25 protein-coding genes and 1 pseudogene are annotated in these 26,059 nt (G+C 44.3%); 17 read left to right on the top strand and 9 right to left on the bottom strand.

Annotated features, from left to right (window positions below):
• Positions 1-167: 167 nt before the first annotated feature.
• The 5 genes from PN462_RS12610 (at position 168) to PN462_RS12590 (ending at position 4,185) form a co-directional block, all read left to right on the top strand.
• Positions 168-647, top strand: a complete 480-nt coding sequence (locus PN462_RS12610; protein WP_272128613.1) for an SRPBCC family protein — start codon at positions 168-170, stop codon at positions 645-647.
• A 39-nt stretch (positions 648-686) separates the two neighbouring features.
• Entirely contained in the window at positions 687-1,751 is a 1,065-nt protein-coding gene (locus PN462_RS12605) for an Mrp/NBP35 family ATP-binding protein (RefSeq protein WP_272128612.1), read from the top strand.
• A 54-nt stretch (positions 1,752-1,805) separates the two neighbouring features.
• A complete protein-coding gene (gene rodA / locus PN462_RS12600; RefSeq protein ID WP_272128611.1) occupies positions 1,806-3,071 on the top strand; it encodes a rod shape-determining protein RodA in 1,266 nt (421 codons plus the stop codon).
• A gap of 154 nt (positions 3,072-3,225) precedes the next feature.
• A complete protein-coding gene (locus tag PN462_RS12595; RefSeq protein WP_334310453.1) occupies positions 3,226-3,411 on the top strand; it encodes an NAD(P)H dehydrogenase subunit NdhS in 186 nt (61 codons plus the stop codon).
• Positions 3,412-3,531: 120 nt separating this feature from the next.
• Complete coding sequence (locus PN462_RS12590; RefSeq protein ID WP_272128610.1) at positions 3,532-4,185, top strand: HAS-barrel domain-containing protein; 654 nt, start codon at positions 3,532-3,534, stop codon at positions 4,183-4,185.
• Positions 4,186-4,307: 122 nt separating this feature from the next.
• On the opposite strand, the pseudogene PN462_RS23540 reads toward PN462_RS12590, so the two are convergent.
• A pseudogene (locus PN462_RS23540) lies at positions 4,308-5,987 on the bottom strand (sigma 54-interacting transcriptional regulator); the annotation flags it as partial.
• A gap of 261 nt (positions 5,988-6,248) precedes the next feature.
• Positions 6,249-6,461 carry a DUF2839 domain-containing protein gene (locus tag PN462_RS12575; RefSeq protein ID WP_272128607.1) on the bottom strand — a complete coding sequence of 71 codons (213 nt, stop codon included), beginning with the start codon at positions 6,459-6,461 and terminating at the stop codon, positions 6,249-6,251.
• 220 nt (positions 6,462-6,681) lie between these two features.
• On the opposite strand from PN462_RS12575, the gene PN462_RS12570 reads away from it, so the two are divergent.
• From PN462_RS12570 to PN462_RS12555, 4 genes are all read left to right on the top strand, one after another.
• Positions 6,682-6,990 (top strand): hypothetical protein, encoded by a 309-nt coding sequence (locus PN462_RS12570; RefSeq protein ID WP_272128605.1) that lies wholly within the window; start codon positions 6,682-6,684, stop codon positions 6,988-6,990.
• A 72-nt stretch (positions 6,991-7,062) separates the two neighbouring features.
• Complete coding sequence (locus tag PN462_RS12565) at positions 7,063-7,221, top strand: YqaE/Pmp3 family membrane protein (RefSeq protein WP_272128603.1); 159 nt, start codon at positions 7,063-7,065, stop codon at positions 7,219-7,221.
• Between the two features lie 153 nt (positions 7,222-7,374).
• Complete coding sequence (locus tag PN462_RS12560; protein WP_272128602.1) at positions 7,375-7,827, top strand: pentapeptide repeat-containing protein; 453 nt, start codon at positions 7,375-7,377, stop codon at positions 7,825-7,827.
• Positions 7,828-7,847: 20 nt separating this feature from the next.
• Complete coding sequence (locus PN462_RS12555) at positions 7,848-8,735, top strand: mechanosensitive ion channel family protein (protein ID WP_272128601.1); 888 nt, start codon at positions 7,848-7,850, stop codon at positions 8,733-8,735.
• A gap of 64 nt (positions 8,736-8,799) precedes the next feature.
• Here PN462_RS12555 and PN462_RS12550 read toward each other — a convergent pair whose 3' ends face one another.
• Positions 8,800-9,030 carry a hypothetical protein gene (locus tag PN462_RS12550; RefSeq protein WP_272128600.1) on the bottom strand — a complete coding sequence of 77 codons (231 nt, stop codon included), beginning with the start codon at positions 9,028-9,030 and terminating at the stop codon, positions 8,800-8,802.
• A gap of 260 nt (positions 9,031-9,290) precedes the next feature.
• Between PN462_RS12550 and PN462_RS12545 the strand changes: the two genes are divergently transcribed.
• Both PN462_RS12545 and PN462_RS12540 read left to right on the top strand, forming a co-directional pair.
• A complete protein-coding gene (locus tag PN462_RS12545) occupies positions 9,291-10,946 on the top strand; it encodes an ABC1 kinase family protein (protein ID WP_272128599.1) in 1,656 nt (551 codons plus the stop codon).
• 18 nt (positions 10,947-10,964) lie between these two features.
• On the top strand, positions 10,965-12,365 hold the full coding sequence (locus PN462_RS12540) for a hypothetical protein (RefSeq protein WP_272128598.1): 1,401 nt from the start codon (positions 10,965-10,967) through the stop codon (positions 12,363-12,365).
• A 132-nt stretch (positions 12,366-12,497) separates the two neighbouring features.
• On the opposite strand, the gene PN462_RS12535 is transcribed toward PN462_RS12540, so the two are convergent.
• Positions 12,498-13,553 (bottom strand): sensor histidine kinase, encoded by a 1,056-nt coding sequence (locus PN462_RS12535; protein ID WP_443029161.1) that lies wholly within the window; start codon positions 13,551-13,553, stop codon positions 12,498-12,500.
• A gap of 285 nt (positions 13,554-13,838) precedes the next feature.
• Between PN462_RS12535 and PN462_RS12530 the strand changes: the two genes are divergently transcribed.
• Both PN462_RS12530 and PN462_RS12525 read left to right on the top strand, forming a co-directional pair.
• Positions 13,839-14,474: a restriction endonuclease subunit R gene (locus PN462_RS12530; protein WP_272128596.1), complete on the top strand. Its 636-nt coding sequence runs from the start codon at positions 13,839-13,841 to the stop codon at positions 14,472-14,474.
• A gap of 120 nt (positions 14,475-14,594) precedes the next feature.
• Positions 14,595-15,782 carry a DNA cytosine methyltransferase gene (locus PN462_RS12525; RefSeq protein ID WP_272128595.1) on the top strand — a complete coding sequence of 396 codons (1,188 nt, stop codon included), beginning with the start codon at positions 14,595-14,597 and terminating at the stop codon, positions 15,780-15,782.
• Here the strand turns inward: PN462_RS12525 and PN462_RS12520 are convergent.
• The 3 genes from PN462_RS12520 to rfbB form a co-directional block, all read right to left on the bottom strand.
• A complete protein-coding gene (locus PN462_RS12520; protein ID WP_272128593.1) occupies positions 15,779-16,636 on the bottom strand; it encodes a Cfr10I/Bse634I family restriction endonuclease in 858 nt (285 codons plus the stop codon). The two genes, PN462_RS12525 and PN462_RS12520, sit on opposite strands and share 4 nt — an antisense overlap.
• An 80-nt stretch (positions 16,637-16,716) precedes the next feature.
• Complete coding sequence (gene leuS, locus PN462_RS12515) at positions 16,717-19,272, bottom strand: leucine--tRNA ligase (RefSeq protein ID WP_443029160.1); 2,556 nt, start codon at positions 19,270-19,272, stop codon at positions 16,717-16,719.
• 318 nt (positions 19,273-19,590) lie between these two features.
• Positions 19,591-20,670 carry a dTDP-glucose 4,6-dehydratase gene (gene rfbB / locus PN462_RS12510; RefSeq protein ID WP_272128591.1) on the bottom strand — a complete coding sequence of 360 codons (1,080 nt, stop codon included), beginning with the start codon at positions 20,668-20,670 and terminating at the stop codon, positions 19,591-19,593.
• Positions 20,671-20,683: 13 nt separating this feature from the next.
• Here rfbB and PN462_RS12505 point away from each other — a divergent pair, with 13 nt between their 5' ends.
• Together PN462_RS12505 and PN462_RS12500 are read left to right on the top strand one after the other, a co-directional pair.
• Positions 20,684-21,589, top strand: a complete 906-nt coding sequence (locus PN462_RS12505) for a shikimate dehydrogenase (protein WP_272128590.1) — start codon at positions 20,684-20,686, stop codon at positions 21,587-21,589.
• A gap of 123 nt (positions 21,590-21,712) precedes the next feature.
• Positions 21,713-22,156: a DUF3887 domain-containing protein gene (locus tag PN462_RS12500; RefSeq protein ID WP_272128588.1), complete on the top strand. Its 444-nt coding sequence runs from the start codon at positions 21,713-21,715 to the stop codon at positions 22,154-22,156.
• Between the two features lie 18 nt (positions 22,157-22,174).
• Here PN462_RS12500 and PN462_RS12495 read toward each other — a convergent pair whose 3' ends face one another.
• Positions 22,175-22,744, bottom strand: a complete 570-nt coding sequence (locus PN462_RS12495; protein WP_272128587.1) for a Uma2 family endonuclease — start codon at positions 22,742-22,744, stop codon at positions 22,175-22,177.
• 237 nt (positions 22,745-22,981) lie between these two features.
• On the bottom strand, positions 22,982-23,620 hold the full coding sequence (locus PN462_RS12490) for a MotA/TolQ/ExbB proton channel family protein (protein ID WP_272128586.1): 639 nt from the start codon (positions 23,618-23,620) through the stop codon (positions 22,982-22,984).
• Positions 23,621-23,740: 120 nt separating this feature from the next.
• On the opposite strand from PN462_RS12490, the gene PN462_RS12485 reads away from it, so the two are divergent.
• Together PN462_RS12485 and recF are read left to right on the top strand one after the other, a co-directional pair.
• Complete coding sequence (locus tag PN462_RS12485) at positions 23,741-24,769, top strand: sulfurtransferase (protein ID WP_272128584.1); 1,029 nt, start codon at positions 23,741-23,743, stop codon at positions 24,767-24,769.
• Between the two features lie 5 nt (positions 24,770-24,774).
• Complete coding sequence (recF, locus tag PN462_RS12480) at positions 24,775-25,905, top strand: DNA replication/repair protein RecF (protein WP_272128583.1); 1,131 nt, start codon at positions 24,775-24,777, stop codon at positions 25,903-25,905.
• Positions 25,906-26,059 lie beyond the last annotated feature (154 nt).

The following is a 26,059-nucleotide window of genomic DNA, read 5'->3' as shown; positions in this document are numbered from 1 at the left end:
CTCCCCTATCTCCCCTATCTCCCCTATCTCCTCTATCTCCTCTATCTCCCCTATCTCCCCCACCTCCCGACACCCGACACCCCTTCTTGTAATGAGTGACAGATCAACTGTCACCTTACTCCTTTAAAATAGAATCTTGCCAAATGATCGAGCTTGAGAGGGATGTTATGATTTTGCATTTTTCCTTCAAACTCATGGTCGGTCGGGGGAAAATTTTGTGTAAATTTTCCTTAAATAAACGTTACCGTGTACTCTGTAACGCTTCGGTGGATGCCCTCTGGCAAAAATTAGTTAATCTAGCTGATGTGTCTTGGCATCCCCTGTTCGACCGTTCCAATGCTCCCAGAGGACTGGTAGCAAAACCTGGGTTAATTTATCAGGTGGTGACTCGCTTCACGCCGATTCCCGTGCGGATTTTTATTGAGCAGGTTTCTCCGCGAGAATTGCTCAGTGTCCGTTTTTTAGCCATTCCTGGCATTGAAAACCGAGTCACCTATCAAGTTGAATCAACCGTATGCGGCACTTATGTTTCTTACTCAGTGACGATGCGAGGCTGGTTGTCTCCTGTACTATGGTGGATTATCCGTCCTTATGTCGCTAGGGTGGCCTCTGATTTGGCCAATGCGGCTGAAAGACGGGTTGCCTAGTCCGTTAAGATTGATAAAAGTCAACCCAGTTTCTCAGTTATGGTAGATACTCAGTCTGTACTCGAAGCCTTACGCCCGGTTCAAGACCCCGAACTCCACAAAAGTTTGGTGGAATTGAATATGATTCGCAATATTGAAGTGGAGGAGCAAACGGTTCGCTTTACTTTAGTGTTGACCACTCCCGCTTGTCCCTTACGGGAATTTATTGTGGAAGATTGCGAAAAAGCGGTGAAACAGTTGGGGGGAGTGGAAAAAGTGGAAGTGGAGGTTACTGCCGAAACGCCGCAACAAAAGTCCCTCCCGGACCGTCAAAGCGTGGAAGGCATTAAAAATATTTTGGCGATTTCTAGTGGGAAAGGGGGTGTCGGGAAAAGTACCGTGGCGGTTAATGTGGCAGTGGCGTTGGCCCAGACGGGCGCGAAAGTGGGGCTATTGGATGCGGATATTTATGGGCCCAATGCCCCGACCATGTTGGGATTGGCCAATGCAGAAGTCCGGGTGCAGAAAGATGGCCAAGGGCAAGATATTCTCGAACCTGCCTTTAATCATGGGGTGAAATTAGTCTCCATGGGCTTTTTAATTGACCCAGATCAGCCCGTAATTTGGCGGGGCCCGATGCTCAATGGCATTATTCGCCAATTCCTCTATCAAGTGAACTGGGGCGAGTTAGATTATTTAATTGTGGACTTACCCCCAGGGACGGGAGATGCTCAGTTAACCTTAGCCCAGGCGGTGCCGATGTCTGGGGCGGCCATTGTTACGACTCCCCAAACCGTGTCCCTGTTAGATGCTCGTCGGGGCTTAAAGATGTTTGAGCAGTTGGGAACCCAGGTGATGGGGATTATTGAGAATATGAGCTATTTTATCCCCCCGGATCTGCCAGATAAAAGTTATGACCTGTTTGGCTCTGGGGGCGGCGAGAAAGCGTCTCAGGAGTTGAATGTGCCGTTGTTGGGGTGTATTCCCTTAGAAATGCCGGTCCGGGAAGGGGGCGATCGCGGTTTACCCATTGTGATTGACCGTCCCGACTCCCCCTCCGCCCAAGCCTTGACGAAAATTGCCAAACAATTAGCGGCCAAAGTTTCCGTAGCGGCCTTGGCCTAAGCCGAAGAAAGTACAGTACCATCAACCTCAGTGGTTGGCTTACTCGCAAGGATTATGTTGCAACGCTCATATAAAAGTAAAGGGATTCCCAAATGGCGGAATTGGTTGGCCGGTTGGCAACAACTGGATTTACCGTTACTCATTTTGGTGATGGGTTTAACGGTGTTTGGGGGGATTATGATCCGCAGCACCGAAATTAATCAAGGGTTAACGGACTGGTGGCAACATTGGCTTGTCGGTAGTGTTGGCCTCGGGTTAGCTTTACTGATTGCTCGGTGGCGGTACGATTTCCTGATTCAATTCCACTGGCTGATTTATGGCATCACCAATATTTCCCTTTTGGCGGTGATGATTATCGGTCAATCGGCCAAGGGGGCGCAACGGTGGCTTACCATTGGGAGTTTTAATGTTCAACCGTCGGAGTTTGCCAAGCTGGGGTTAATTATTACTATGGCGGCCTTACTCCATGCTCGCCCCGCTTCGACCATTCCTTCTATTTTACGCGCTTTGGCCATCACCGCAGTGCCTTGGGCGTTGGTGTTTTTACAACCTGACTTGGGGACTTCTTTGGTGTTTGGGGCAATTACCCTAGGAATGCTCTACTGGGGCAATGCTAACCCCGGTTGGTTAATTTTAATGGTTGCCCCGTTGGTGTCTGCCATTGCTTTTAATTCTTATCTCCCGGCCTGGTGTGCTTGGGTGGCCCTAATGACGCTGATTGCGTGGCTAACGCTTCCTTGGCGTATTCTTGGCACGATTGGCACAGTGATTGTTAATACCATTGCCGGGGGATTGGGCGGCTTTTTCTGGGGTTTGCTCAAGGATTACCAAAAAGACCGTTTAATCCTCTTTCTTGAGCCGGAAAAAGACCCCCTAGGGGGAGGCTATCACCTGATTCAATCGAGAATTGCCATTGGGGCTGGGGAATTGTGGGGGAAAGGACTCAACCAAGGCACACAAACCCAGTTAAACTTTATCCCTGAACAACATACCGACTTCATTTTCTCGGCGGTGGGAGAAGAATTAGGCTTTGTGGGGGGGATTTGTCTCTTGGTGGTCTTTTGGTTGGTCTGTTGGCGATTAATTATCATTGCCCAAAATGCCAGCGAGAATTTTGGCTCTCTGTTGGCGGTGGGGGTGTTGTCTATGATTGCTTTTCAGGTGTTTGTCAATATTAGTATGACGGTGGGACTTGCCCCGATTACGGGGATTCCGCTACCCTGGATGAGTTACGGGCGATCGGCTTTGTTGACGAATTTTCTGGCTATTGGTTTAGTGGAATCGGTGGCCAATCATCGGCCACGTTTACATTTCCGATGACAGACTCCTAATAATTGGGTCTCAAGCCCCGTCCCTTCTATTTGGCTCAGGGTAAGCCTTCTAACTTTGATCCCCGTTGTATGGTAAAATCCGATTCAAGTAGGGGCGGGCAGTCCCAAACAAGCAGCAATTCAGTCAAAGAAGGGGTTTCTGTATGATTTTGCCGGGAGCAACGGTTCGCGTTAGTAATACTGATGATACTTATTATCGCTTTGAAGGTATGGTGCAGCGTGTCAGCGATGGAAAGGCGGCTGTGTTATTTGAAGGGGGCAATTGGGATAAGTTGGTGACGTTTCAGTTGTCGGAGTTGGAAGAAGTGAAGGTGAAAGGGAAGAAGTAGGGGTTTGTTATTGGTTGTTGGTTGTTGGTTTTTTCTTCGCTATCTCCCCTATCTTCCCTATCTCTCCTATCTTCAATTACCGATTACCGATTACCGATTACCGATTACCAATTACCCAAAATGCGCCTCCCTCTGCCTCAATTTACAACGGATCAACGTCCGGCGGATCATATTGCTGAGGTGATTGAAACCTCGACGCTGGAGTTTTTAGCCCAATGTCTTGAACCGGAGGATTTGAATTTTCCCCGTATGCCTCCTTTTGGCAGTTGGGTGAAGTCTTGGGATGAGGAGTCGGGGAATAAGGTGTTTGGGGTGGTGACGTATGTTACTACGTCTCCTATTGACTCGGTACATCGGGCCCGGGCCTTGGGGTTGTCGCTGGAGGAGTTACGCCAGGAACAACCGCAGATTTTTGCTATGTTGAAAACGGAGTTTCGGGCGGCGTTGATGGGGTTTGCTGGGCCGTCTGAGGGGAGTAATGGCCAGCAAGGGGGGATTTTTCAGTATTTGCCCCCTCGTCCGCCTCAGATTCACCAAGGGGTGTATCGTTGTCAACCGGAGGAGGTGGTGCAGTTTAGTGAGGAGTTGGGGTTTTTGCGATCGCTGTTACAGGTAAAGAATGTGCCAGTAGAGGCGTTACTGGCGGCTTGTTTACGGGAGATTTATCAGTTGCGAAACTGCGATCGCGCGTGGCTAGTCCAAGCAGGCCGGGAGTTGAGTTTACTGCTCAAAGAAGACTACGACAGTTTACGCTACATTCTCAGCCAGATTTGAACAAAACTTTTTGCGCAGTCCCCATCTAAAATTTATAATAGTGACCTTATGGCGTGTTAAACAATCAGTTGCCAAAACAAAACACTCAAGGCCAATAGGGCGAAATGTTGAGGCAAAAGCGACCATAAGGAAGTGCGCTGTATTTTTCGGGTTAAAATCAGGCCTGCGGTAATGAGTAGGAGTAAACAAGCGGATAAATAGGTGGTATTGGGTAAGTTCCACAATTCTTCCCAAAGCAAAATTAAGGCAAATAAGCCAAATAAGAACCATCCTCCCCAACGTTCTGCCGACTGACGGGGCCATCGTTTGAGTTGTCGGGGGAATAGCCAGAGAGAAATTTTTTGGACCAGTTCTCCATAAATCATAAAGGGACAAACGGCACACCAGAGTCGTCCCACAAACAGAAAGGAAATGAGGACTCCGGGCCACCACCATGCCCAGAATAAGTTAAGGGCAAAGTTTTCGGAACGAGTTGGCGGACCGAGGAATAAAATCGCAACGACGAGGGTATATGCCGGGAGTACAAACCAATAATTGAAGCGATCTGGCCACCAGGCACTTCTGAGGAAACGTCGGAAACGAGGCAAAGTATTGAGGAGCTTGAGGCGTAGTTGTTTTTTCTTGCTTTGGGAGGGCCAAACAATTTCTTCGGTTAGAGGTTGTCCAGCAGGGAGTTGCACGATCGCGCGACGAATTAAGTTTTCTAATTCTGTGAGATTATTGGGAAAATCGTAGGCTTGTAAACGGCGGATGGCTTCGGGAGTGACTTCTGGTTGGGTCAACCCTTTGCTCCGACAAACCAAGCTGATGTAATAGTTCACTTGGTCGCTGAGATCGCTTTTTCGGACCCGTAGGGGGGGAACTTTGATCCGACTTTCTATAAACGGATCGAGTTCGGGAAGGGTTTTTTCGGCAATTAAGATCATACGTGCTTGGGAGGTTTTGGGAGGTGGTGGCGGTTGGTTGATGCGGGGGACGGGGGTGTAGGTGTTATCTTTGAGGAGTTGCGCGATCGCGGGGATAAGTTCGGGATCAAGTTCCTGAATATTATTAAAGATAAGCGTTCCTTTCCCCAAGGCTTCTAGTAAACCAAATTTCCCATTAGCGCGTCCAAATCATTCTGCACCACTGGCCTGTAAGGTACTACAATCGACTTTAATAATCGGTTCTCGACGGTAAGAAGAGCCAAAATGAATCAAAGTCGCAGCGTTATCTTTCCCTAATCCGGGTTCGCCGAAAATAACTACTGATTCCCGATGATCTGAGGCTTGCTTAATTTGCTGGCGTAACCGCACCGCATAGCGGCTTCTGCCGACAATTCCCCGTCGGGCTTTTGTCACTAGATAAGGACGTAAAATATAAGCCCGTTCTGGCTCAAAATTCAGTTGCGAAGACACTGAGGCGAGTTCTTCTGCGAGTTGTTGGGAAAAAACTTGGGTAATTTCTGGATATTGACCAATGAACTCTCGCATTGTGTCACTTTTAATAAACCAAAAGCGACATTCACTGTGAGTAATCACGGTTTCGCGGGTGGGTTGGTCTAGAATGAATGATTGTAAATTGATAATGCTACCGGGCAGTAAACTTACTTTAGAGGAAGTGTTGGTAGCGTCTTGGCTTTCTGCTTGTCCCCATTGCAGGATGTAGAGTCCCCGGGGTTGGGTTTGCGCTTTAATGAGGGTTTGATTGGCACCCGTGGTGCGTTCTTCTAAACAGGGTGCGATCGCGCTAAGGACCTTTTCCGGTAGTACCGTCAATGCTGTTCGTTCTTGCAGCCAAGTGACTATTTTGGGAACGCTCATTACTAGAGAAACATCTGGAAGTGTTTACTCGTTAACCGCTCTTGGCTCTATTCGCAGCTACGGGAAGGTTATCTCTCCCCACTCCCTCACCTCACGAAGTAGGTGGGGGTCATTGAATTTATCGGTAAGCCTTCAGCTATCAGCCTGGCCTCCGCGACTCTTAAAACTAACAGTCCCAAGAGCGGGTCAAGGCAGGAGTTGGGAGAGGTGACTCTCCCTTCTACCCCTAACCCTGGCTTTGATCAGCTAATGCGGTTAGCCTTAATTCACAGTCCACCAACCAAACCCTGGCCCGATGACGCGGACGGTTAACCAGACAGCGACGAGAAGGCCAATTCCTGCCCACGCGCCGCGTGTTGACCATTTGACGAATTGATCGGCTTGACGTTTCGTAATGGGGACCCAAGGGAGAATGGTTTTCTCTTTACCATATTTCTCTCCGAGGGCTTCTTTGCGTCGTTTGGCTTCACCCATGGCTTGCTCCACGTTGCAACTACTATTAGCTATATTGGCTATGATAGCGCGATCGGGATCACACAGGATGACGGTTTCGCTATCTCATTGGAGAGATGTCTCAACTGTAACTTTCGCTCTGTCGATAGAGGCTCATTTAGTTCGAGTGGTAGAACTAAACCCGTCTGATGTTCCTTAATATGAAAGTAGAGTAATTTTCAAGCAAGACAGACTAAATTTTATGGCTACTCAATCTCAATTTAATAGTAAACAAGAATACCAAGAAAAAGTAAAGGCACAACTGGATAAACTCAATGCTCAGATTGATGAAATGAAGGCAAAAGCCAATCAGGCTAGGGCTGAAGCCTCTGTTGAATATCATGACCAGATGGAAGAATTAGCCAGTAAGCGAGATGCGGCACGGGCTAAATTTGAAGAATTGCAACAATCGGGCGAAGATGCGTGGCAAGACATTAGAAGCGGATTTGAGAAGGCATGGGGTGAGTTAAACCAGTCCTTTGAGCAAGCCGTGTCTAAGTTTCAACAATAGTTAGGTTAAAATGGTGAGGGGTGCTTTTAGTCTCCCCTTCATATCCAAACATTTGATTAATTAAGAGGACTTATGGACTTAGTTCGGATTATTTGTGCAGTTCTTCTTCCCCCTTTAGGTGTCTTTTTACAGGTGGGGATTGGAATAGATTTCTGGATTAACATTCTACTCACATTGCTAGGATATATCCCCGGTATTATTCACGCGGTTTGGGTAATTGCTAGAAAATAATCCCCAAGACTCATGAAGGCTCATTGATTCATTAATTCATTGAAAATGAGTCAAAAATGAGCCTCAAAAGCGAAAAAAATAGTCTGGTAATCAATGTCTAATTATCAGGACTATTCAGACATATAGAATTTAGGAGAACGATAGAAAGACTTTATGAAAATTAGACAATTATTACCTTTTCCTTTAGCAATTTTATCTATTGTCATTGCACCGGAGATGGTGCAAGCGGAAAACCCTCAGCACGTTCAACAATTAGTGGAAACCAACATCTGCGCGGGATGTGATTTATCAAAGGCAGATTTATCTCAAAAGCATTTAATTGGGGCAGACTTGCGTAATGCCAATTTACAAGGGGCTAACCTGGAAGGGGCTAACCTGGAAGGGGCAGACTTAACGGGAGCGAATTTAGAAGGGGCGAATTTAGAAAATGCCTTCTTGACGAATGCGGTGTTAAACCACGCTAACCTAGATACAGTTAACTTGAGTCAGGCGACCTTGTATAATGTGCGTGTCATCGGAGCGTCTATGGATGATATGGTAATTACGGATGCTGATATCTTTAATACTCGTATCGGTGTCGGTGGACAAGCTCCTAAATCCTTTTAATTTTTTGAAGTGATCGGCCTATGACTCAGCTAACGGAAACAATTTTAGAAAGTGTACGAGAGTTAATCGGAAGTGGGGTAAAAGTTTTCCCCGCTTTGATTACGGCACTGATTATTATCTTAATTACTCGCTACGTTGCCAAGTTTGCTTATAAAGTTTCTAAAAAGGTGGCGGATAAGACACTCCGCAGCAAGTCTCTGCAATTGTTACTCACTAAAACCTCCTATATTTCGGCTTGGGTGGTTGGGGTGTTGTTTGCTTGTGTGATTGCGTTTCCGGGGTTAAGGTTAGGCGATATTATTGCCACTTTGGGTCTCAGTTCGGTGGCTATTGGTTTTGCGTTTCAGGATATTTTTAAAAATTTCTTGGCAGGGATTTTATTGCTATTGCAAGAACCGTTCCGCATCCACGATCAAATTATTGTGGGGGAGTATGAGGGGACGGTGGAACATATTGATATTCGGACTACGAAAATTCGCACCTATCAAGGGGAACAGGTTTTACTTCCCAATTCAACGGTGTTTACCAGTGCGGTGCAGGTGAGAACGGCCTTTGAACACCGTAGAACGGATTTAGCGGTGGGGGTAGATTATAATACCCCGTTATCCCAAGCATCTGAGATTTTAGAGAATTTGGTGTTAAGGGTTGATGGGGTTTTAACCAGTCCTGCACCGGAAATTGATTTGGTGGGGTTTGGAGATAGTTCCATTGATTTTTTAGTGCGCTATTGGACTGTTCCCCAACAAAAAGAGGTGCGTCGTGTGAAAACTAGGGTTATTTTAGCCATTAAAAAGGCTTTTGATGATGCGGATATTAATATTCCTTATCCCATTCGCACGCTCTATTTTTACAATCAGGATAGCTATGATGATTATTTACCTGCGGCTTCTGGGGTGCAGGATAATTAATTATTGTGGGTGATTTCGTTAACCCCCTTGAGCCATTGAAGGGGGATTTTTGGGTGATAAGGGATTATAATGAGCGAATTCTTGCCAATTCTTCGGCAATTTCGGTGGAGGTGATAATATCACTAAATTGGGTAATTTCGATGCCCATATCTTGTCCGGCTTTTTGTAATGCTTGAAAAAAGCGATCGCAATCTTCCCCATACCCACATTGTTGGGCAGCGGCCTCAATGCCTTGAGTGGCACTCGCTTTGGCACAGTTCATGAGTTCTGTTCCGGTTAATGGTGTTTGAGACATAATAGTTCTGGGTTAAACTCAGCAATTTTTAAAGAGGGGTCTAATTGATCTGAATAAAACTAAAGTTACAGGATGTAGGGAATTTTGTATAGAGTTCTCAACCAAACTTAACGTCATTTGGAATATTTTACGTCTTTCGAGAGTCGGATTTTTGCCAACTAAGTGTCCCCGAAAACTAATCCCCCTGACTGAGGAAAACCTGAGCATCTTTTTCTAAAATGGGTAGAGCGTTACTTGACTTCACTGGATTCTAATTGCCTATGTTTTCCCTGACCCAAAATAATTCTCGACAGCGAGAAATCTTAGAAGTGGTTTTTCGTAATGGTTGGGACTATATGCGGGGACTGTTGACGGGGGGGAAAGCAGGAGAACCGCGTCTCCCTTCTCCAGAAGTCTTACGCAATATCTTAATTGAACTGGGACCGGTTTATGTTAAGTTAGGGCAATTATTATCCACTCGTCCCGATGTCCTGTCTAAGCGTTATGTGGATACTCTGACGGCTTTACAAGCGAATGTTCCTCCTGTTCCTTGGCAAGAGACAGAGAAACTCTTAAAAGAAGAATTAGCACAACCTATCGAGAAAGTTTTTGCGAAGATTGACACCAATCCTATCGCTGCGGGGTCACTGGGTCAAGTTCACAAAGCTACGTTACAAAATGGTCAAGAAGTGGCCTTAAAAGTGCAACGACCGGGGATTGAAGAAACGGTTGCTCAAGATATTGAAATTATTAAAGGATTGGCGGAATTAGTTGCTTTTACTGAGTTTGGAAAAGATTATGATATTGTTGCCTTAGCGGAGGAATTCACCTCAGCCTTAAAATCGGAATTAGATTTTAGCACCGAGGGAGAATATACTGAGCAATTACGCCGGAATTTATCCAGTAGTCGCTGGTTTGACTCGAATCAAATTGTGATTCCTGAAGTCTATTGGCCAGTGAAAACGAGCAAAGTGTTAGTGATTGAATGGCTAGAAGGTGTTCCCCTTTTGTCTTCTTCGATTTCCCAGTCTCAGTCGTCGGATAATGGGGATAAAGCCCCCCAACGTCGTCAAGTGACAACGCTGTTATTTCGTGCCTTTTTCCAGCAAATTTATTTAGATGGTTTTTTTCATGCTGATCCCCATCCGGGTAATTTATTTTATTTAGGACAAGAGAAGATTGCGTTACTCGATTGTGGGATGGTGGGACGGTTAGACCCCCGCACTCAGCGTATTTTAACGGAGATGTTATTGGCGATTATTGATATTGATGCCCAACGGTGTTCTCAGTTAACGTTAGAGTTGGCTGAGTCGGGTCAGCCTGTGAGTTTAGACCGCTTGGAAAATGACTATGATAGAATGTTGCGAAAGTATTATAATTTGAGTCTTTCCCAGATTAATTTTAGTGAAGTATTTTATGAAATTTTGCAGGTTTCACGGGATAATCGGGTTCGTTTACCGAGTAATATGGGGTTATATGCAAAAACGCTGGCGAATTTAGAGGGAGTGGCGCGGAGTTTTGACCCGCAAATTAATTTACTGAATCAAATTAAACCGTTGATGAGTGATTTATTTACCCGGCAATTGTGGGGGGATGAACCGCTAGAGACTTTGTTGCGGACGACGTTGGATGTGAAAAGTTTATCCTTGCGATCGCCGCGCCAAATTGAGTTATTATTAGACCGTTTAACCTCGGAAACCTTACGTTGGAATTTGAAGTTAACAGATTTACCCAAAATACAACAAACCTTTGGCGATGGGGCGAATCGTTTGGCGTTTAGTATCGTCGTGGGGTCTTTAATTATGGGGGCTGCAACCCTATCCAGTGGGGCCCAGGCTTCTAATTTATCCATTGTGACGAATATTTTATTTGCGGTGGCGAGTTTATTGGGTCTCTGGTTGCTGGTGAGTATTTGGCGGACGGGAGGATTACGGTAAAATAAGTCTATTCCCTCAATGAATAATCTAGGACAAATGTTCGATGAACAAAGAATCACAAAGCAATGGTGGCGAAGATTTGTCGCTTTGATTGCTTTAGTTAATTTAATTTTAGTCTTTTTTAATATCACTTATATTCCCTTTCGAGATATCTATGTTCGCCACTTACCTCCTTTAGTTTCTCTTTATGATCCGGTTAAAAGTATTACCCCTGACCCGGATACACAAAACTATTTACAAACGGTTCAAGAATTTAAAGACTATTTAAAAAATCATTCTCTAGAGAGTCCAAAAAGTCAAGAATATTTAGCATATTTACGCACAAAAAGTCAAGAAATTTTAGCTGAAAATCCTTTTAGTGTTGCCAATAAATTTGGTACATTTGCCCAACTCAAGCGACGCATGGAAAGGCGAATGAATACGGATTCTGCCCAACAAGCCTTTGCAGATTTTTGGTCACAAGCGTATTTAGAAAAAGTTACCCCAGAAAACGCGCTGAACTTTTTTGAAACAAAACTTGAACCGTTATTAGCAGTGAATTATTTTCGGACGGTGGATGAAAATGGTCAATTTATTGATAATTTTTGGCGCATTGATATTTATTTTATGTTGTTTTTCGCCTTAGAGTTTTTTGGGCGAACGTTTTGGGTGTCGAAAAAACATGAGGATTTGAGTTGGGGGGATGCGATTTTACGACGGTGGTATGAAGCCATCCTCTTTTTCCCCCTGTGGCGTTGGTTAAGAATTCTCCCGGTTTCGGTGTATTTGCATAAGTCGGAATTGTTAAATACGGAACGCATTTTAGCGGAAGTGACTCATGAACCTGCGGCCTATTTAGCGGATCGAGTTTCGTTGTTTTTAATGGTGCGATTAATTAGCCAAAGTCAAGATTCTGTGCAGAAAGGGGAAGCGACGCAAGCGTTATTAAATCCTGAAGACTATGTGCAAGTAACGGATGTGGATAAATTAGATGCAATCAGCGATCGCATCTTACAACTGGCCATTTATAACGTCCTCCCGCAACTCAAACCGGATTTAGAAGCATTACTACGCCATAGTTTACACGGTGCATTCCACCAGTCAGACTGGTATCAAGGAATGAGGAATGTCCCCGGAATTAAACAACTCCCTCAAGAGGCATTAGAGCAAATTGCGGATTATTTGGCCCAAGGCAGTGTAGAGTTTTTGGCCTCCTCCTATGGGGATGAGAGAGGACGGGAATTATTTGAGCAACTGACCGCTAAATTTAAACATTATTTCCGGGAAACATTGCGCGATCGCAAAACCCAAGCAGAATTAGAAGAATGGTTAACAGACCTCCTCGAAGAATTCAAAATTAATTATGTGCAGAAATCTCAACAGAATGATCCGGAAGAAACCTTAGCGGAAGCCGAACAAATCTTACAAGAAAACTCCTAAAAGAGTTACCTAAATATGCCTTGGGTTGAAACCCAAGGCTCATAGATGAAACCCGTTAAAACGGGTTGATAGAGCAATTAGCTGTTACAGCATTTTAAGCTGATGCTTGATAGCTGAATGCTTACTGAATGCTTACCCTTTACTGTCCGTTATGGGTAAACAAAAGCGGAAGGTACTCCCTACCCCCACCGCACTTTCTACCTCAATTGTACCATTTTGTAACTCAATTAAACGCTTTGCGATCGCAAGGCCAATTCCACTCCCCCCCGAAAACCGGGAACGAGAACGATCCGCCCGCCAAAACCGTTCAAACACATAGGGTAAATCCTCCTGAGAAATCCCCATTCCCGTATCCTGAATCGCCACCCAAACCCATTGTTTATCCCGCCATGCTTTAACCGTAATCGCCCCTTCTTCCGTATAGCGTAACGCATTGCCAATTAAATTCACCAAAACCTGTTCCGTCCGATCAATATCCACCTTAACCAAAGGTAAATCCGACGGACAATCTAACTTAAAAACCACCGTATCCTCCAAAATTTGATCCGCAAACCGAGACACCAAAGACTGCAACAACGGCACTAAATTCACCCCTTGTAAATGAATCGGTAAATATCCCGCCTCCGCCTTAGAAAGTTCCTGTAAATCATTGGCCAAACGCTCCAATCTGCGCGTTTCTCGGACTAAACGAAAATACAACTCAGGAGAAGGCTCAATTTGTCCCTCCGCCAACTCCTCCAAATACCCCCGCACCACCGTTAAAGGGGTTCGTAACTCATGAGTTAAATCACTAATTAACTCTTGGCGACGTTGTTCCACCCCCTCCAAACTTTGGGCCATCCGATTAAAACTAATTGCCAACTCATTTAACTCTGTAATATCACTCGTCGGCATACGTTCCTGTAACTTTCCAGAGGCAAATTTTTGAGTAATATCCTGCATCTTATTCAACGGTTGAGTAATCCGTTTCGACACCCAATAACTCAACCCTCCTGCCGTCGTTACCCCCACCACAAACGACCAAAAACTACTACGATTTAAAGCACTTTCAAACCCATTAATTAAAAACGTCCTCGCCGACCGAACCGTAAAAAAGCCCCGTCGTTCCAACTGTTCCAACCGGACAATAAAAAAGCGAGGCGACGAATATTTGGCAATCACCGTAAACGTCCCCAAGCCAATCAACATAATAATTAAATAGGATAAAAACAGGCGTGTTCTTAGTTTCAAGATTTTTATATAAATATTTAGTTAAGTTTCCAAAATTACTATAAAACACCTTTAGATGATAATGGCAACCTATAGCCTTTATTTAACGAATCTTTATCTAATGAGTCAACTAAATTTCTCATATAGCATTTTCAAATGAGGGGTAAAACTCCATGGTGGTTTACTCTAACACTAAAAAAACTGGATATAATCAAAAAGATACCGTTCACTCGAAAACTAGAATCGCTGAGACTCTTTCAACCTATGCCAACACTCACCGCTAGAACGATTTCGTTAAGTGAATTGGAACAACGCTTCCAACTCCAATTCACAGACGATCCAACGGTCTTTTTAGAATGGCAGAGTAAACTACCTGAATTAACAGAGATTGAAAAAGAACGCTGCGATCGCATCACAACCAACTACACTTACCTCCTACGCTATCCCCCCTTACTGGAAAACACCGTGAAAATGGTCGTTCTCTCCCCACTCTTAGATATGGCGGGTTTTTTCGGTCCTCCCTTCCTCATTCGGTCGGAAGCCTCCACCGAAATTGTAGATCGAGATGGGGAACTGACGGCAACAGGGACACTAGATGTGTTGGTTCTCTGCGAAGACTTTTGGGTATTAGCCATCGAATCCAAGCAAGCGGCCTTTTCCCTCGAAGTCGGGCGTTCTCAACTCCTCTCCTACCTTCTAGCAAGTCCCAATGCAACCACCTCCCCCACCTATGGACTCCTAACCAATGGGGGAAACTTCACCTTTCTCAAACTCATGTCCCATGCTGAGGGGTTTACCTATGCCATCTCCGACGAATTCAACCTCCGCAACCGCCAAAATGGGTGTTATCCCGTCTTACAAATCCTCAAACGATTAGCGAACCAATTTCTCGACCCTTAAAACCGTCCTAATTTGACACAGTGAAAGTACAGTAAAAATGAGGCGAATTAACCAGCTAAAAATTGATTTTTTTAGTTATAATTAAGCTAAATTAGTTTCGTTTCATAGCATAAATATTAAATGTTACCCAAAATTAATGTTTTTTCCTTTTTTGCTGGTGCTGGATTTCTTGATCTAGGGTTTGAAAATAGCGGTTTTTCAGTTGTTTATGTTAACGAAATATACTCACCTTTCTTAGAAGCTTATCAGAAGGGGAGACAATATTTAAATATTGAGCCTCCAAAATATGGGTATTCTAATCAAAATATTGAAATACTTTTACAGAATCGACAAGCCTTAAAACTACAGACTTTAATGGGTGACATTGATCAATCTGGGGAAATTTCTTGTTTTCTTGGAGGTCCACCTTGTCCTGACTTTTCTGTTGGTGGTAAAAATAAAGGACAAAAAGGAAGTCAAGGTAAATTCACTAAATCTTATATAGATTTAGTTTGTCAGCACAACCCTGATTTCTTTGTTTTTGAAAATGTAAAAGGATTATATCGAACTAAAAAACATCGCGCTTTTTTTGAGAGTTTAAAAAATCAGTTAAATAGTCACAATTATATTCTTACAGAAAAACTTATTAATTCTATAGAATATGGAGTGCCACAAGACCGCGATCGTATTATTTTAATTGGTTTTAAGCGTTCTTTTTTACAAAAACTAGGTTTTCATATAAATGCTACTTGTGCTGCTATACCAGAAAGACAATTTCCTTGGGAGAATAACATTATTTATTCTAAAAATAATATCTTTAATCTCTCTTGGTTAGAAAAGACACCTTTTGAAGAAAATTCAATATTACCTTGTCCTTCTAATATTCCCCAAGAATTAACAGTCGAATACTGGTTCAGAAAAAATGATACAATTAATCATCCTAATGCAAAACATTACTTTAAACCAAGAGCAGGTTTAGTCAAAATGAAATCTATTGCAGAAGGGGATGATTCAAGGAAATCTTATAAACGTTTGCATCGTTGGAGATATTCACCAACCGCCTGTTATGGTAATAATGAAGTACATTTACACCCTTATAAAGCAAGGCGTATTTCTGTAGCCGAAGCATTGGCTTTACAGTCTATGCCTAAAGAATTTACATTACCAGATACAATATCATTAACAGCCATGTTTCAAACCATTGGTAATGGAGTCCCGTACTTAGCAGCAAAAGGAATTGCAAAAACTATTATTGATTTTTTACAAAATCCTGAGAAGATTAGGATTGAAAATCAAACACAGCAGTTAGAGTTATCTTTGATTTTTTAAGTCAAAGTGTCCAAAATTAGCTGTTTTAAATCTTCTTTACAAGTATAAAGATAGGTTTGATCAACTAGCTTTATATCTTGTTGAGTAGCTAGGCCATGGGGTGAAATAGCATGATTAAAAACAGTATAATCTCCCTCTGTTAAATCACTAGCAACCATATAATATTTCCAATTTTGAGCGAGCAAATAAGCAATTGCCTTAACAATAGCTGCTTCAAATAAAGGTTGATAGCGTCGGTCTGGACGATTGGATGTTTTTAAAGACAGGACTGCTCTAATTTCACTAGACATTAAAGACCCTTCAAGAAAAGTATAAAAATCCAGAATATCAGGTCTTAAAGCCTGCCTTTGCAAAATTTCATCAAATTGATCTTTAATATTTCGCTTGCTAGTCACGATGACATAATCTGGACTCGGGAAAAAGATATTATTTTGAATTTGTTCTAATTTTTTAATTCCTGAATTTTGACTTTGGTTAAGATCAAGAAGATTAATAAATTGTGAATAAGACTTAGCTGAATCCAGACCCGTAATTTTTGAGTTGGGTAATGAAAAAATTGCTACTTTGGTAGAAGAATCTTGATTGAATTCTAGAGCAATTTGTGTAAATAGAGTGGTAGCAATAAACTCATTCCATCGACCAATAGCATTATTTAATGCTCCTACTTCTGGTGATTTTTTATACTGTTTTTCAAATTCTTTAATGGTTTTATTTTTAATCCAATCAACAATCTCATCAACTTGAATATTTTGATTGATTTTTTTTTCAGTGTACTGATATAAAGAGTTGTAAATAGCAACACTATTGATTCGTATTTTTTTCTTTTTTGTAAACCAAGATGCTCTAACACTCATTCAAAACTTCCCAAAAAACGTAAAAATTAAGGCAGAGTAGATAGGTTGAGTAACAGACTGCACTCAACCTACATAAGTAACTACACCACCACAAAATTTACCAACTTTTTAGGAACAACAATCACCTTTTTAATCGTTTTTCCTTCTAAATAAGGTTGTATCTTCTCCGACTGCCGTGCCAACTGTTCCAACTCCTCCTTACTCGCAGACGCAGGAACAGCAATTAAATCCCGCTTTTTGCCCATTACTTGCACCACTAAATCAAACTCATCCACCTCCAACGCTTTAGGATCATGTTGTAACCACGGTTGCCGATGAATCGAGACTTTATGGCCTAAACAATGCCATAATTCCTCCGCAATATGAGGGGCAAAAGGTGCAAGTAAAATTAATAATGCTTCTACTCCTTCTTTATACACCGGAGACTGCTTACAGTTGGCATCATTTAAAGCATTATTCAGCTTCATTAACTCCGACACCGCAGTATTAAACTGATACCCCCCTTCTAAGTCCTCAGAAACCTCTTTAATGGCCGTATGAATGGCACGGCGGAGGTTTTTTTCTTCCTTCGTATAATCCCCTTTACCTTGACCGTTGGCGGGATTTTTTGCATACTCGGTCACTAATCGCCAAACCCGATTTAAAAAGCGGAATTGTCCCTCAACATCCTGATCATCCCATTCTAAATCCTTCTCTGGGGGGGCTTTAAATAAAATGAACATCCGGGCCGTATCCGCCCCATATTGAGCTAACACCGCTTGGGGATCAACCCCGTTATATTTAGACTTGGACATCTTTTCATAAAAGACCTCCAACTTCTCCCCCGTCTTAGGGTCTTTGGGGTCTTCTGGATTCACTTGCTCTGAGGGGATATACTTGCCACTACTGGGGTTTTTGTAGGTGAGTCCTTGTACCATCCCTTGGGTTAATAAGCGAGTGAAGGGTTCATCAAAACTGAGTAAACCGCGATCGCGCAATACCTTCGTAAAAAAGCGAGAATACAACAAATGTAAAATCGCGTGTTCAATTCCCCCCACATACTGATCCACAGGCAACCAGTCATTGACTTTCCCCTTGGCAAACGCCTCCTCCGGGTTATTGGCATCACTATAGCGGAGGAAATACCAAGACGAATCAATAAACGTATCCATGGTATCCGTTTCCCGTTTCGCAGCTTCCCCGCAACTGGGACAAGGAACATTAATCCAACTCTCCATCTTCGCCAAAGGAGAAGGACCCCGGCCCGAAAAATCCGCATCTTCAGGCAATTCTACAGGTAAATCCTCATCAGGGACCGGCACAGTCCCACAACTAGGACAATGAATCACCGGAATAGGACACCCCCAGTAACGCTGACGAGAAATCAACCAATCCCGTAAACGGTACTGAATGCGGGCTTTGCCGTAACCCTCCTTCTCCGCATATTCAATAATCTTCTGTTTGCCGTCTTCTGAAGCAATCCCATCAAACTGCCCAGAATTCACCATCACCCCAGCCTCAGTATAAGCCGCCTCTAACGGGTCATCCGCATTCCCCCCTTCAGGGATAATCACCGTTTTAATGGGTAACTCATTCTGGGTTGCAAACACAAAATCCCGTTGATCGTGCGCTGGAACACCCATCACCGCACCCGTCCCGTACTCATACAAGACATAATCAGCAATTAAAATCGGCACTTCTTCCCCAGTAAAGGGATTAACGGCCATGCCTCCCGTAGGAATGCCGCGCTTAGGTTTATCCTCTGCCGTCCGTTCCTGTTCGCTTTCCTGGGACACCTCCTCAATAAACGCCTCTACCGCCGTTTTTTGCGCCTCTGTGGTCACTTGCGGGGTTAAGGGGTGTTCCGGGGCTAAAACCACATAAGTCACCCCATAGACGGTATCTGGGCGGGTTGTGAACACGCCAATTTTGTCCTCTCTCCCCACCACGGGAAACTCCAAATAGGCCCCGACGGATTTACCAATCCAATTCTCCTGCATGGCCTTCACCCGGTCTGGCCATCCGTCCAACTTCTCTAAATCTTGGCGTAATTCCTCCGCATACTCCGTAATTTTCAGAAACCACTGTTTGAGTAACTTCCGTTCCACCTTAGCCCCAGACCGCCAAGATCGGCCTTCACTATCGACTTGTTCATTAGCTAAAACCGTCTGGTCAATGGGGTCCCAGTTTACTGCCGATTCTTTCTGATAGGCTAAACCCGCTTGGAGAAACTGTAAAAATAACCACTGTGTCCACTTATAATAATCCGGGGAACAGGTAGCCAACTCCCGATCCCAGTCCAGAGAGAGTCCCAACTTCTGTAACTGCCCTTTCATCTGGGCAATATTTTTGTAAGTCCATTGGGAGGGGGGGACACCGCGATCAATCGCTGCATTTTCCGCAGGCAACCCAAACGCATCCCATCCCATGGGGTGTAAGACGCGATATCCCTGCATTCCCTTGAGACGGGCAATCACATCGGTGATCACATAGTTGCGAACGTGACCCATGTGCAGATTTCCCGACGGATAGGGAAACATAGATAAGGCATAAAACTTTGGTCGGTTGGGGTCTTCTGATGTGGCATCAATCCCCATCTCTAACCAGTTTTGCTGCCATTTTTGCTCAATTTCTCCTGCGTTATATCGGGACTCCACGACTCTCTCCTGCTCTGTTGAAAAATTCTGCACTCTACATTGTAGCTTACGACTCAAGAGGAGATAGGGGAGATGGGGAGGATGGGGGAGATGGAGGAGATGGAGGAGATAGGGAAGATAGGGGAGATGGGGGGGGAGGAGTGAGGAAAGAGAAGTGAAAAGTCTGTAATTGCTTCTCTATCCTCTCTCCTCTATTCTCTCTCCTCCGATAGGGGAAATGGGGGAGATAAGGAAGACAAAAAATATCTTATTCCCTGTTCCCTGTTCCCTTTTGTACAAATAACAAACAAAAAATAAAAAACAACAAAAATTAATTATCTATAGTCCATATAGCTGTTGATAATAGTCTTGGTATTCTTGGGAAAGTAACGGTTGCCACCAGTCTCGGTTTTCTAGATACCATTGCACGGTTTTTCGTAATCCTTCTTTTACGGTAACAGAGGGAGTCCAGCCTAATTCTGTTTTAATTTTACTGGCATCAATGGCATAGCGTTTATCGTGGCCTGGCCTATCTTTAACAAAGGTAATTAACTGCTCAGAGGGAGAGACGGGTAAATCTGGGGCTAATTCATCCATTAATTGACAGAGTATTTTTACTAAGTCAATATTTTTCACTTCATTATTGCCCCCTATATTATAGGTTTCTCCGGCTTTTCCTTTATGTAAAACGCAATCTAACGCCCGACAGTGATCTAAAACATACAACCAATCGCGCACATTTTGGCCATCTCCATAGACGGGGAGAGCTTTCCCTAAGAGGATGTTAATGCACATTAAGGGGATGAGCTTTTCGGGGAAATGATAGGGGCCGTAATTATTAGAGCAATTGGTGATTAAAGTGGGGAGTTGATAGGTATGGTAATAGGCCCGCACTAGATGATCACTGCCCGCTTTGGAGGCGGAATACGGACTATTGGGGGCATAGGCGTTTTTTTCGGTAAAGGGGGGATCATGGGGGTTTAAACTGCCATAGACTTCATCAGTGGAGACGTGGAGAAACCGGCCTGATTGCTTTTGCTGGTAATGGTGACGGAAGGCTTCTAAAAGAGTAAATGTGCCGACTAAATTGGTTTGTATAAAGGTATCTGGGGCTAAAATGGAGCGATCTACATGGGATTCTGCGGCAAAATGGACGATCGCATCAATATTTTCCGCTTGTAAGAGATGATCGACTAATGCGCGATCGCTAATCTCCCCTTGCACAAACCGAAACGTCTCATGGCTTTTTAACGGGGTTAAATTGGCTAAATTCCCCGCATAGGTAAGCGCGTCTAACACGAAAACCTGATCCTTGGGATACGTCTGACACCAATAATGGACAAAATTCGAGCCAATAAACCCGGCCCCTCCAGTCACCAAGAGACGACGGGGTGTAGTTGAGTCAGGAGACAAAAACATGGCAAATTAAACGATGGTGGCCTTTTCTATTATCCTGATGAATCAGCCTTTTATTAACGGAAAAACCAAATTATTGGGAGTAATCGGTGATCCGGTTGAGCATTCCCTCTCTCCTGTCATGCACAATGCCGCGATCGCGCATTTAGGAGTCAATTACATCTACCTCCCCTTCCCCGTGCGTCAGGATGCCTTAGCCACCGCCCTAGACGGCTTTGCAGCCATCGGTGTGCAAGGGATTAATCTCACCATCCCCCACAAACAAGCCGTCATCCCCCTCCTTTCCGAAATCACCCCCGTGGCCCAAGCTATTGGTGCAGTCAACACCCTTTGGCGCACCGAAACCGGATGGAGTGGCACAAATACCGACGCAGAAGGCTTTATCGCCCCCCTCAAAGCCTTAAACCGAGATTGGAGTCAAGTGATCCCCCTGATCTTGGGCAATGGTGGGGCCGCCCGGGCCGTGGTGGCTGGCTGTGCCGAATTAGGGTGTCCTGAAATTGGTGTTGTAGGGCGCGATCGGCAGAAATTGGACAAATTTAAACAAAGTTGGCAAAACACCCCCTTTAAAGACCGTCTCAGCGTCCATACATGGGACAAATTAAGCGAGATGGTATCCAACACCCAACTTTTAGTGAATACCACCCCAGTGGGAATGTCACCCAAAATAGAGCAATCCCCCGTCGAAGCCGCCCTTTTACAACAATTACCTCAAGGTGCGATCGCCTATGACTTAATCTACACCCCCAGCCCCACCCGCTTCCTACAACTCGCCCAACAACAGGGCGTAACAACCCTAGATGGCTCAGAAATGCTCATCCAACAAGGGGCAGCCGCCTTACACCTTTGGTTAGACACCCCCATTCCTGTAGAAATTATGCGCCAAGCCTTACTGGATCAATTACGGATCAAGGGTAAATAATAGGCATTACAGGGAGTCAAAATGAGTAAAATAAAAAGTAACCTAAAATACTCCCTTTTCTCTCTCTTAGCGAGAAAATCAGGAAAAAAAGGTCAAACTGTCTCGCCAAAGTGAATTAAAGCAATGACTAAATTCTTTCGCTTAACCCTTTCTGCTGTAGCCCTGACTGCTGGTTTATTCGTTTCTGTAGCCACTCAAGCCAAACCCCCAGAAACCCATTCCCCACTCGAAATGGCGCAAACACCGGAAGATCGCCTCACAAATGAGAAAATAGCGGAAGGCTTTTTAGAGGCAATGGAAGCAGAACAATATAATATTGCTTGGGCAAATTTACACCCCAATTTACAACAAGCCTGGAATTTACAACGAATGCAGGAAATTTGGGCAGATGTAGAAGCCTCTTTAGGTGAATATCAAGGCTATCAACGGAGTCGAGAAGCAGAAAATGTGGTAGCTGTCACCGTGGAATTTGAAAACATTACCGACGATCTCATTTTTGTATTTGAAAATAATAAGATTGCCGGAATTGATTTTCCCCAGGAAACTTGGGATATGATTGGCGATTAACAAAGCTAGAATAGGTCTTCACGCTACCGACAACCAAGCAAACATTTCCGTTGCAGTGAAGTGCCAATCTTGCAACACAGCCAACACAGGTAAAACCTCATCCCCTGACTTAATTTCCGGCATAATATTGGGCTTAAAAATCATCACAGACTCATCCTCTGGATCAACTAACCACCCTAACTGCGTTCCTTGACTTAACGCAAACAAAATTTTCTTAATCACCTTATTTGCCGACTGTTCAGGCGATAAAATTTCAATAATCCAATCAGGAGGAAGATCAAAACGGTTCTTAATACGCCCTTCCTCCGTTTTTGGGATACGCTGCCAAGTAAATACCGTAATATCCGGGACAAGAGATTGTCCCCCAAAAGTACAGCGTAACTCGGAAAAAGCATGAGCTAATTTATTAGATAAAGCTACCTCATTAATAGTAGCAACTAAACGAGATTGTATTATACTATGTTCCCCTTGTGGCATTGGTTTCTGTTCAATATATCCATTAAAAAACTCCCTCGCTGGTTTAGTTTCTGGACGTGCCAAAAAAACTGCTAATGTTACTTTTGTTATATTATCCTTGACTGTTACCATAACTTCATAATAATAAAGAACAAAATCTATTTTCTATTTTCTATGAAAAATAAACAGTAAGCACTCAGCTTAATTCGTTGGTAGTAAGCTATTTATAGCTGATCTTAATCCTAACAGAAGAACAGTTGGCATCACTCACTTAACCCATTATTAAATTAGCCCTAACCCTCTCTCCCAAATTTCAAAAAAAACTGTATCTCACCAATTTACCTATTGCTATAAATAAAAGCAAATAACTCATCCCCCCTCAACTTCACAACCTTGCCGATAAATCAACTCTAACTCACTCCCCACCTCAGCAAAATACTCCATTTGTCTCGCTTGTAAAGTCGCTAAAACACGAAACACCAATAAAGCCACAATTGCCACAACCATCCCCGTAGCTGTCGTAATTAATGCCTCACCAATTCCAGCAGCAACCTTAGACGCTTCTTCTGTAATTCCTCCACTGCCAATCTGTAAATTATTAAAGGTTGTAATTAACCCCGTCACCGTCCCCAATAACCCTAACAAAGGCGCAACCGCAACCACCGTTTCTAAAAACTTATCCCCCTTTCGCATTCGGGCAAACTCTTTATCCCCTGCCGCTTCCATCGCCAAACGAAAGGTTTCAGGAGAAGGCTTTTTTAATGCCAGAGGGGCTAATAAAAACCGTCCAATAGGGAGGTGTTGCGTGCGTTTCGCCACCGCTTCCGCCTTTTCTAAATCAACCCGCGCAACCGCTAACACTTCCTGGACAATTTGGTCTTCTTGCCTTAATAAAGGTATCCAAAACCACCCCCGTTCTAAAGCACAAGCAATGGTAAAAATAGAGAGGAGGAGGAGGGGATACATCACGAACCCCCCTTGAAGCAATAAATCGTATAGTCGTGTCATCAGTTTAAACAAGCCAAAAGTTAAGCAGCAACGGGAGTTAGGAGGGAGAAGGGGAACAACTCTCGACAGGAAAACCCAGTGGGATGAAAGAGAAACCCTTGTTTTACAACTTATTGAAAAATGCTATATGATTTTAAGTTCGCAGGACTGGTGGGAGTGGTCATGGTGGTACAAGGTGGAATGGCTAAAGGACTGATCATTTTAGGGATTGTGGGTTTATTATTGCTGGTCGTTGGGGTATTTCCTAACCTTCGCAGACGGACTCCCCCAGCAAATGTTTCCCTTGCGAGTTCTGTGTTTACCCATCCTAGGATACAACAGCAAGATTGGCTGATCAGTGGAAACCAAGCAAAACGGTTAATAGAACAACAGGCCACGGTGTTAGATACCCGGCCTCAGACTGGGGGAAAGTGGATTAAAAATGCTCAACGGGTACAATGGCAGGAGTTTTCCCAGTCAGATGCACCCCATCGGGGCAAGTTATGGGCAGATCGAGAGACACTAGAGGATAAGATACAACAGTTAGGGATTAAGTCAGATCATCCAGTAGTGGTGTTTGGGAGTCCCTTGCAAGGGTGGGGAGAGTCAGGCCGCATAGTTTGGATGTTGCGAACCTTGGGCCATTCTCAAGCGTATTTAGTTGATGGGGGAATAACTGCGTTGTTCGATGCAGGAGTTGAGGAGAGTCAGGAGTCAGCAGTTGAGAGTGGGAATATAGAACAAGGGACTTTTACCATACAGTTTAACCCCCAGTGGACCATTGATAGAGAGCAATTTAAGGCACAGTGGGAGGCCGATGAGGTGATCCCCTTAGATACCCGTGAACCCCGTGAATTTCGCGGTGCAACCCCCTATGGGGAACGTCGGGGGGGTCATGTCCCAGGGGCGGTTTCCCTGTATTATAAGACGTTGTTGGGGGAGGATGGGCGATTATTACCGAGGGAGGAGATTGAGCAACTCTTAGGGGAAAAAGGGATTAATTCAGAGGATACCTTGGTGGCCTATTGTACGGGGGGGATACGCTCTGCTTGGGTGACTGCGGTGTTGGCCGACTTGGGGTATCGGGTGCAAAATTATCCGGGGTCCATGTGGGAATGGTCCGCGTTTCCTGCGTCTGCATATCCCTTGGTTCAAGAGAAGTACCAGTAAAAAAGATGTTTTTAAGACGACTTCACTTGCGACAGTTTCGGAATTATACCGACCAAAAAGTGCAGTTTGAGGCACAGAAGACGATTTTGGTGGGGAATAATGCTCAAGGGAAGTCAAATTTATTAGAAGCGGTGGAGTTGTTGGCCACGTTAAATAGTCATCGTACCAGCCGCGATCGCGATCTCGTCCAAAATGAGCAAACCACCGGCCAAATTACTGCAACGGTAGAACGCAAACATAGCACCATCGAGTTAGGGATACTCCTCCGTAAACAAGGCCGCAGGACGTTAAAACTCAATACCGAAACCCTCCGTCGTCAAATGGAATTTTTAGGCCAAGTGAATGCGGTGCAATTTTCCGGTCTCGATTTAGACTTAGTGCGAGGGGGGCCAGAAATTCGCCGCAATTGGTTAGACGCACTCGTTATTCAGCTTGAGCCAGTCTATGCCTACATCCTACAACAGTATAATCAAGTATTACGCCAACGCAATGCCCTCTTACGGCGACTGAAACAAGAGGAGATGCGGTCTTTGAGTGAAGGGGAAAAGATGCAACTGGCCCTCTGGGATAGTCAATTAGCCGCCAATGGGTCTAGGGTAACACGACGACGGGCAAGGGTCTTGGGGCGATTAGTCCCCATTGCTCAAGAATGGCATCGGTTAATTAGTGGCGCAAAGGAACAATTAGAAATCCACTATACGCCCAATGTACCTTGGACACAAGACAACCCAGAACAAGTACAACAAGCGTTTTTGAGTAAAATTGAACAACGACGGACGGCGGAGAAGTACCAAGGCCGCACGGTAGTGGGGACTCATCGGGATGAAATCGAATTAGTGATTAATAATACCCCGGCCCGGGCCTATGGGTCCCAAGGACAACAACGAACGTTAGTGTTAGCGTTGAAGTTAGCGGAGTTAAAGTTAATTGAGGAGGTCATTGGAGAACCGCCATTATTGCTGTTAGATGATGTTTTAGCAGAATTAGACCCAAACCGCCAAAACCAACTCTTAGAGGCGATTCAAGGACGGTTTCAGACCCTCATTACAGCCACTCATATCAATGCCTTTGATGCCCAATGGTTAAATGCTTCGCAAATTTTTTCCGTTGCTGCGGGAGAAGTCAGTAATTTTTAATTTTATGTCTGATTGGGTGGGCAATGCCCACCCAGCCCTGTCAAGGTGGGTAACGAGATATGGCGGTTTGGAGTCGCCCTCACCCCCCAACCCCCTCTCCCAACCTTGGGAGAGGGGGAGAAAATGTCTCTCACAAGTGTCTGAAACAACGGTG

Origin of the sequence: Spirulina sp. CS-785/01, assembly GCF_028330525.1 — a bacterium.
Lineage (GTDB): Bacteria > Cyanobacteriota > Cyanobacteriia > Cyanobacteriales > Spirulinaceae > JAQMSD01.
Note: the sequence above shows the minus strand (reverse complement) of the source record. Positions and strands in the feature narration are given on the sequence as shown.

What these genes read in the sequence shown, in the direction of transcription:
- PN462_RS12610 (WP_272128613.1), top strand. Translation starts at nt 168, where the DNA reads ATGATTTTGCATTTTTCCTTCAAACTCATGGTCGGTCGGGGGAAAATT.
- PN462_RS12605 (WP_272128612.1), top strand. Translation starts at nt 687, where the DNA reads ATGGTAGATACTCAGTCTGTACTCGAAGCCTTACGCCCGGTTCAAGAC.
- rodA (WP_272128611.1), top strand. Translation starts at nt 1,806, where the DNA reads ATGTTGCAACGCTCATATAAAAGTAAAGGGATTCCCAAATGGCGGAAT.
- PN462_RS12595 (WP_334310453.1), top strand. Translation starts at nt 3,226, where the DNA reads ATGATTTTGCCGGGAGCAACGGTTCGCGTTAGTAATACTGATGATACT.
- PN462_RS12590 (WP_272128610.1), top strand. Translation starts at nt 3,532, where the DNA reads ATGCGCCTCCCTCTGCCTCAATTTACAACGGATCAACGTCCGGCGGAT.
- PN462_RS12575 (WP_272128607.1), bottom strand. Translation starts at nt 6,461, where the DNA reads ATGGGTGAAGCCAAACGACGCAAAGAAGCCCTCGGAGAGAAATATGGT.
- PN462_RS12570 (WP_272128605.1), top strand. Translation starts at nt 6,682, where the DNA reads ATGGCTACTCAATCTCAATTTAATAGTAAACAAGAATACCAAGAAAAA.
- PN462_RS12565 (WP_272128603.1), top strand. Translation starts at nt 7,063, where the DNA reads ATGGACTTAGTTCGGATTATTTGTGCAGTTCTTCTTCCCCCTTTAGGT.
- PN462_RS12560 (WP_272128602.1), top strand. Translation starts at nt 7,375, where the DNA reads ATGAAAATTAGACAATTATTACCTTTTCCTTTAGCAATTTTATCTATT.
- PN462_RS12555 (WP_272128601.1), top strand. Translation starts at nt 7,848, where the DNA reads ATGACTCAGCTAACGGAAACAATTTTAGAAAGTGTACGAGAGTTAATC.
- PN462_RS12550 (WP_272128600.1), bottom strand. Translation starts at nt 9,030, where the DNA reads ATGTCTCAAACACCATTAACCGGAACAGAACTCATGAACTGTGCCAAA.
- PN462_RS12545 (WP_272128599.1), top strand. Translation starts at nt 9,291, where the DNA reads ATGTTTTCCCTGACCCAAAATAATTCTCGACAGCGAGAAATCTTAGAA.
- PN462_RS12540 (WP_272128598.1), top strand. Translation starts at nt 10,965, where the DNA reads ATGAATAATCTAGGACAAATGTTCGATGAACAAAGAATCACAAAGCAA.
- PN462_RS12535 (WP_443029161.1), bottom strand. Translation starts at nt 13,553, where the DNA reads ATGTTGATTGGCTTGGGGACGTTTACGGTGATTGCCAAATATTCGTCG.
- PN462_RS12530 (WP_272128596.1), top strand. Translation starts at nt 13,839, where the DNA reads ATGCCAACACTCACCGCTAGAACGATTTCGTTAAGTGAATTGGAACAA.
- PN462_RS12525 (WP_272128595.1), top strand. Translation starts at nt 14,595, where the DNA reads ATGTTACCCAAAATTAATGTTTTTTCCTTTTTTGCTGGTGCTGGATTT.
- PN462_RS12520 (WP_272128593.1), bottom strand. Translation starts at nt 16,636, where the DNA reads ATGAGTGTTAGAGCATCTTGGTTTACAAAAAAGAAAAAAATACGAATC.
- rfbB (WP_272128591.1), bottom strand. Translation starts at nt 20,670, where the DNA reads ATGTTTTTGTCTCCTGACTCAACTACACCCCGTCGTCTCTTGGTGACT.
- PN462_RS12505 (WP_272128590.1), top strand. Translation starts at nt 20,684, where the DNA reads ATGGTGGCCTTTTCTATTATCCTGATGAATCAGCCTTTTATTAACGGA.
- PN462_RS12500 (WP_272128588.1), top strand. Translation starts at nt 21,713, where the DNA reads ATGACTAAATTCTTTCGCTTAACCCTTTCTGCTGTAGCCCTGACTGCT.
- PN462_RS12495 (WP_272128587.1), bottom strand. Translation starts at nt 22,744, where the DNA reads ATGGTAACAGTCAAGGATAATATAACAAAAGTAACATTAGCAGTTTTT.
- PN462_RS12490 (WP_272128586.1), bottom strand. Translation starts at nt 23,620, where the DNA reads ATGACACGACTATACGATTTATTGCTTCAAGGGGGGTTCGTGATGTAT.
- PN462_RS12485 (WP_272128584.1), top strand. Translation starts at nt 23,741, where the DNA reads ATGCTATATGATTTTAAGTTCGCAGGACTGGTGGGAGTGGTCATGGTG.
- recF (WP_272128583.1), top strand. Translation starts at nt 24,775, where the DNA reads ATGTTTTTAAGACGACTTCACTTGCGACAGTTTCGGAATTATACCGAC.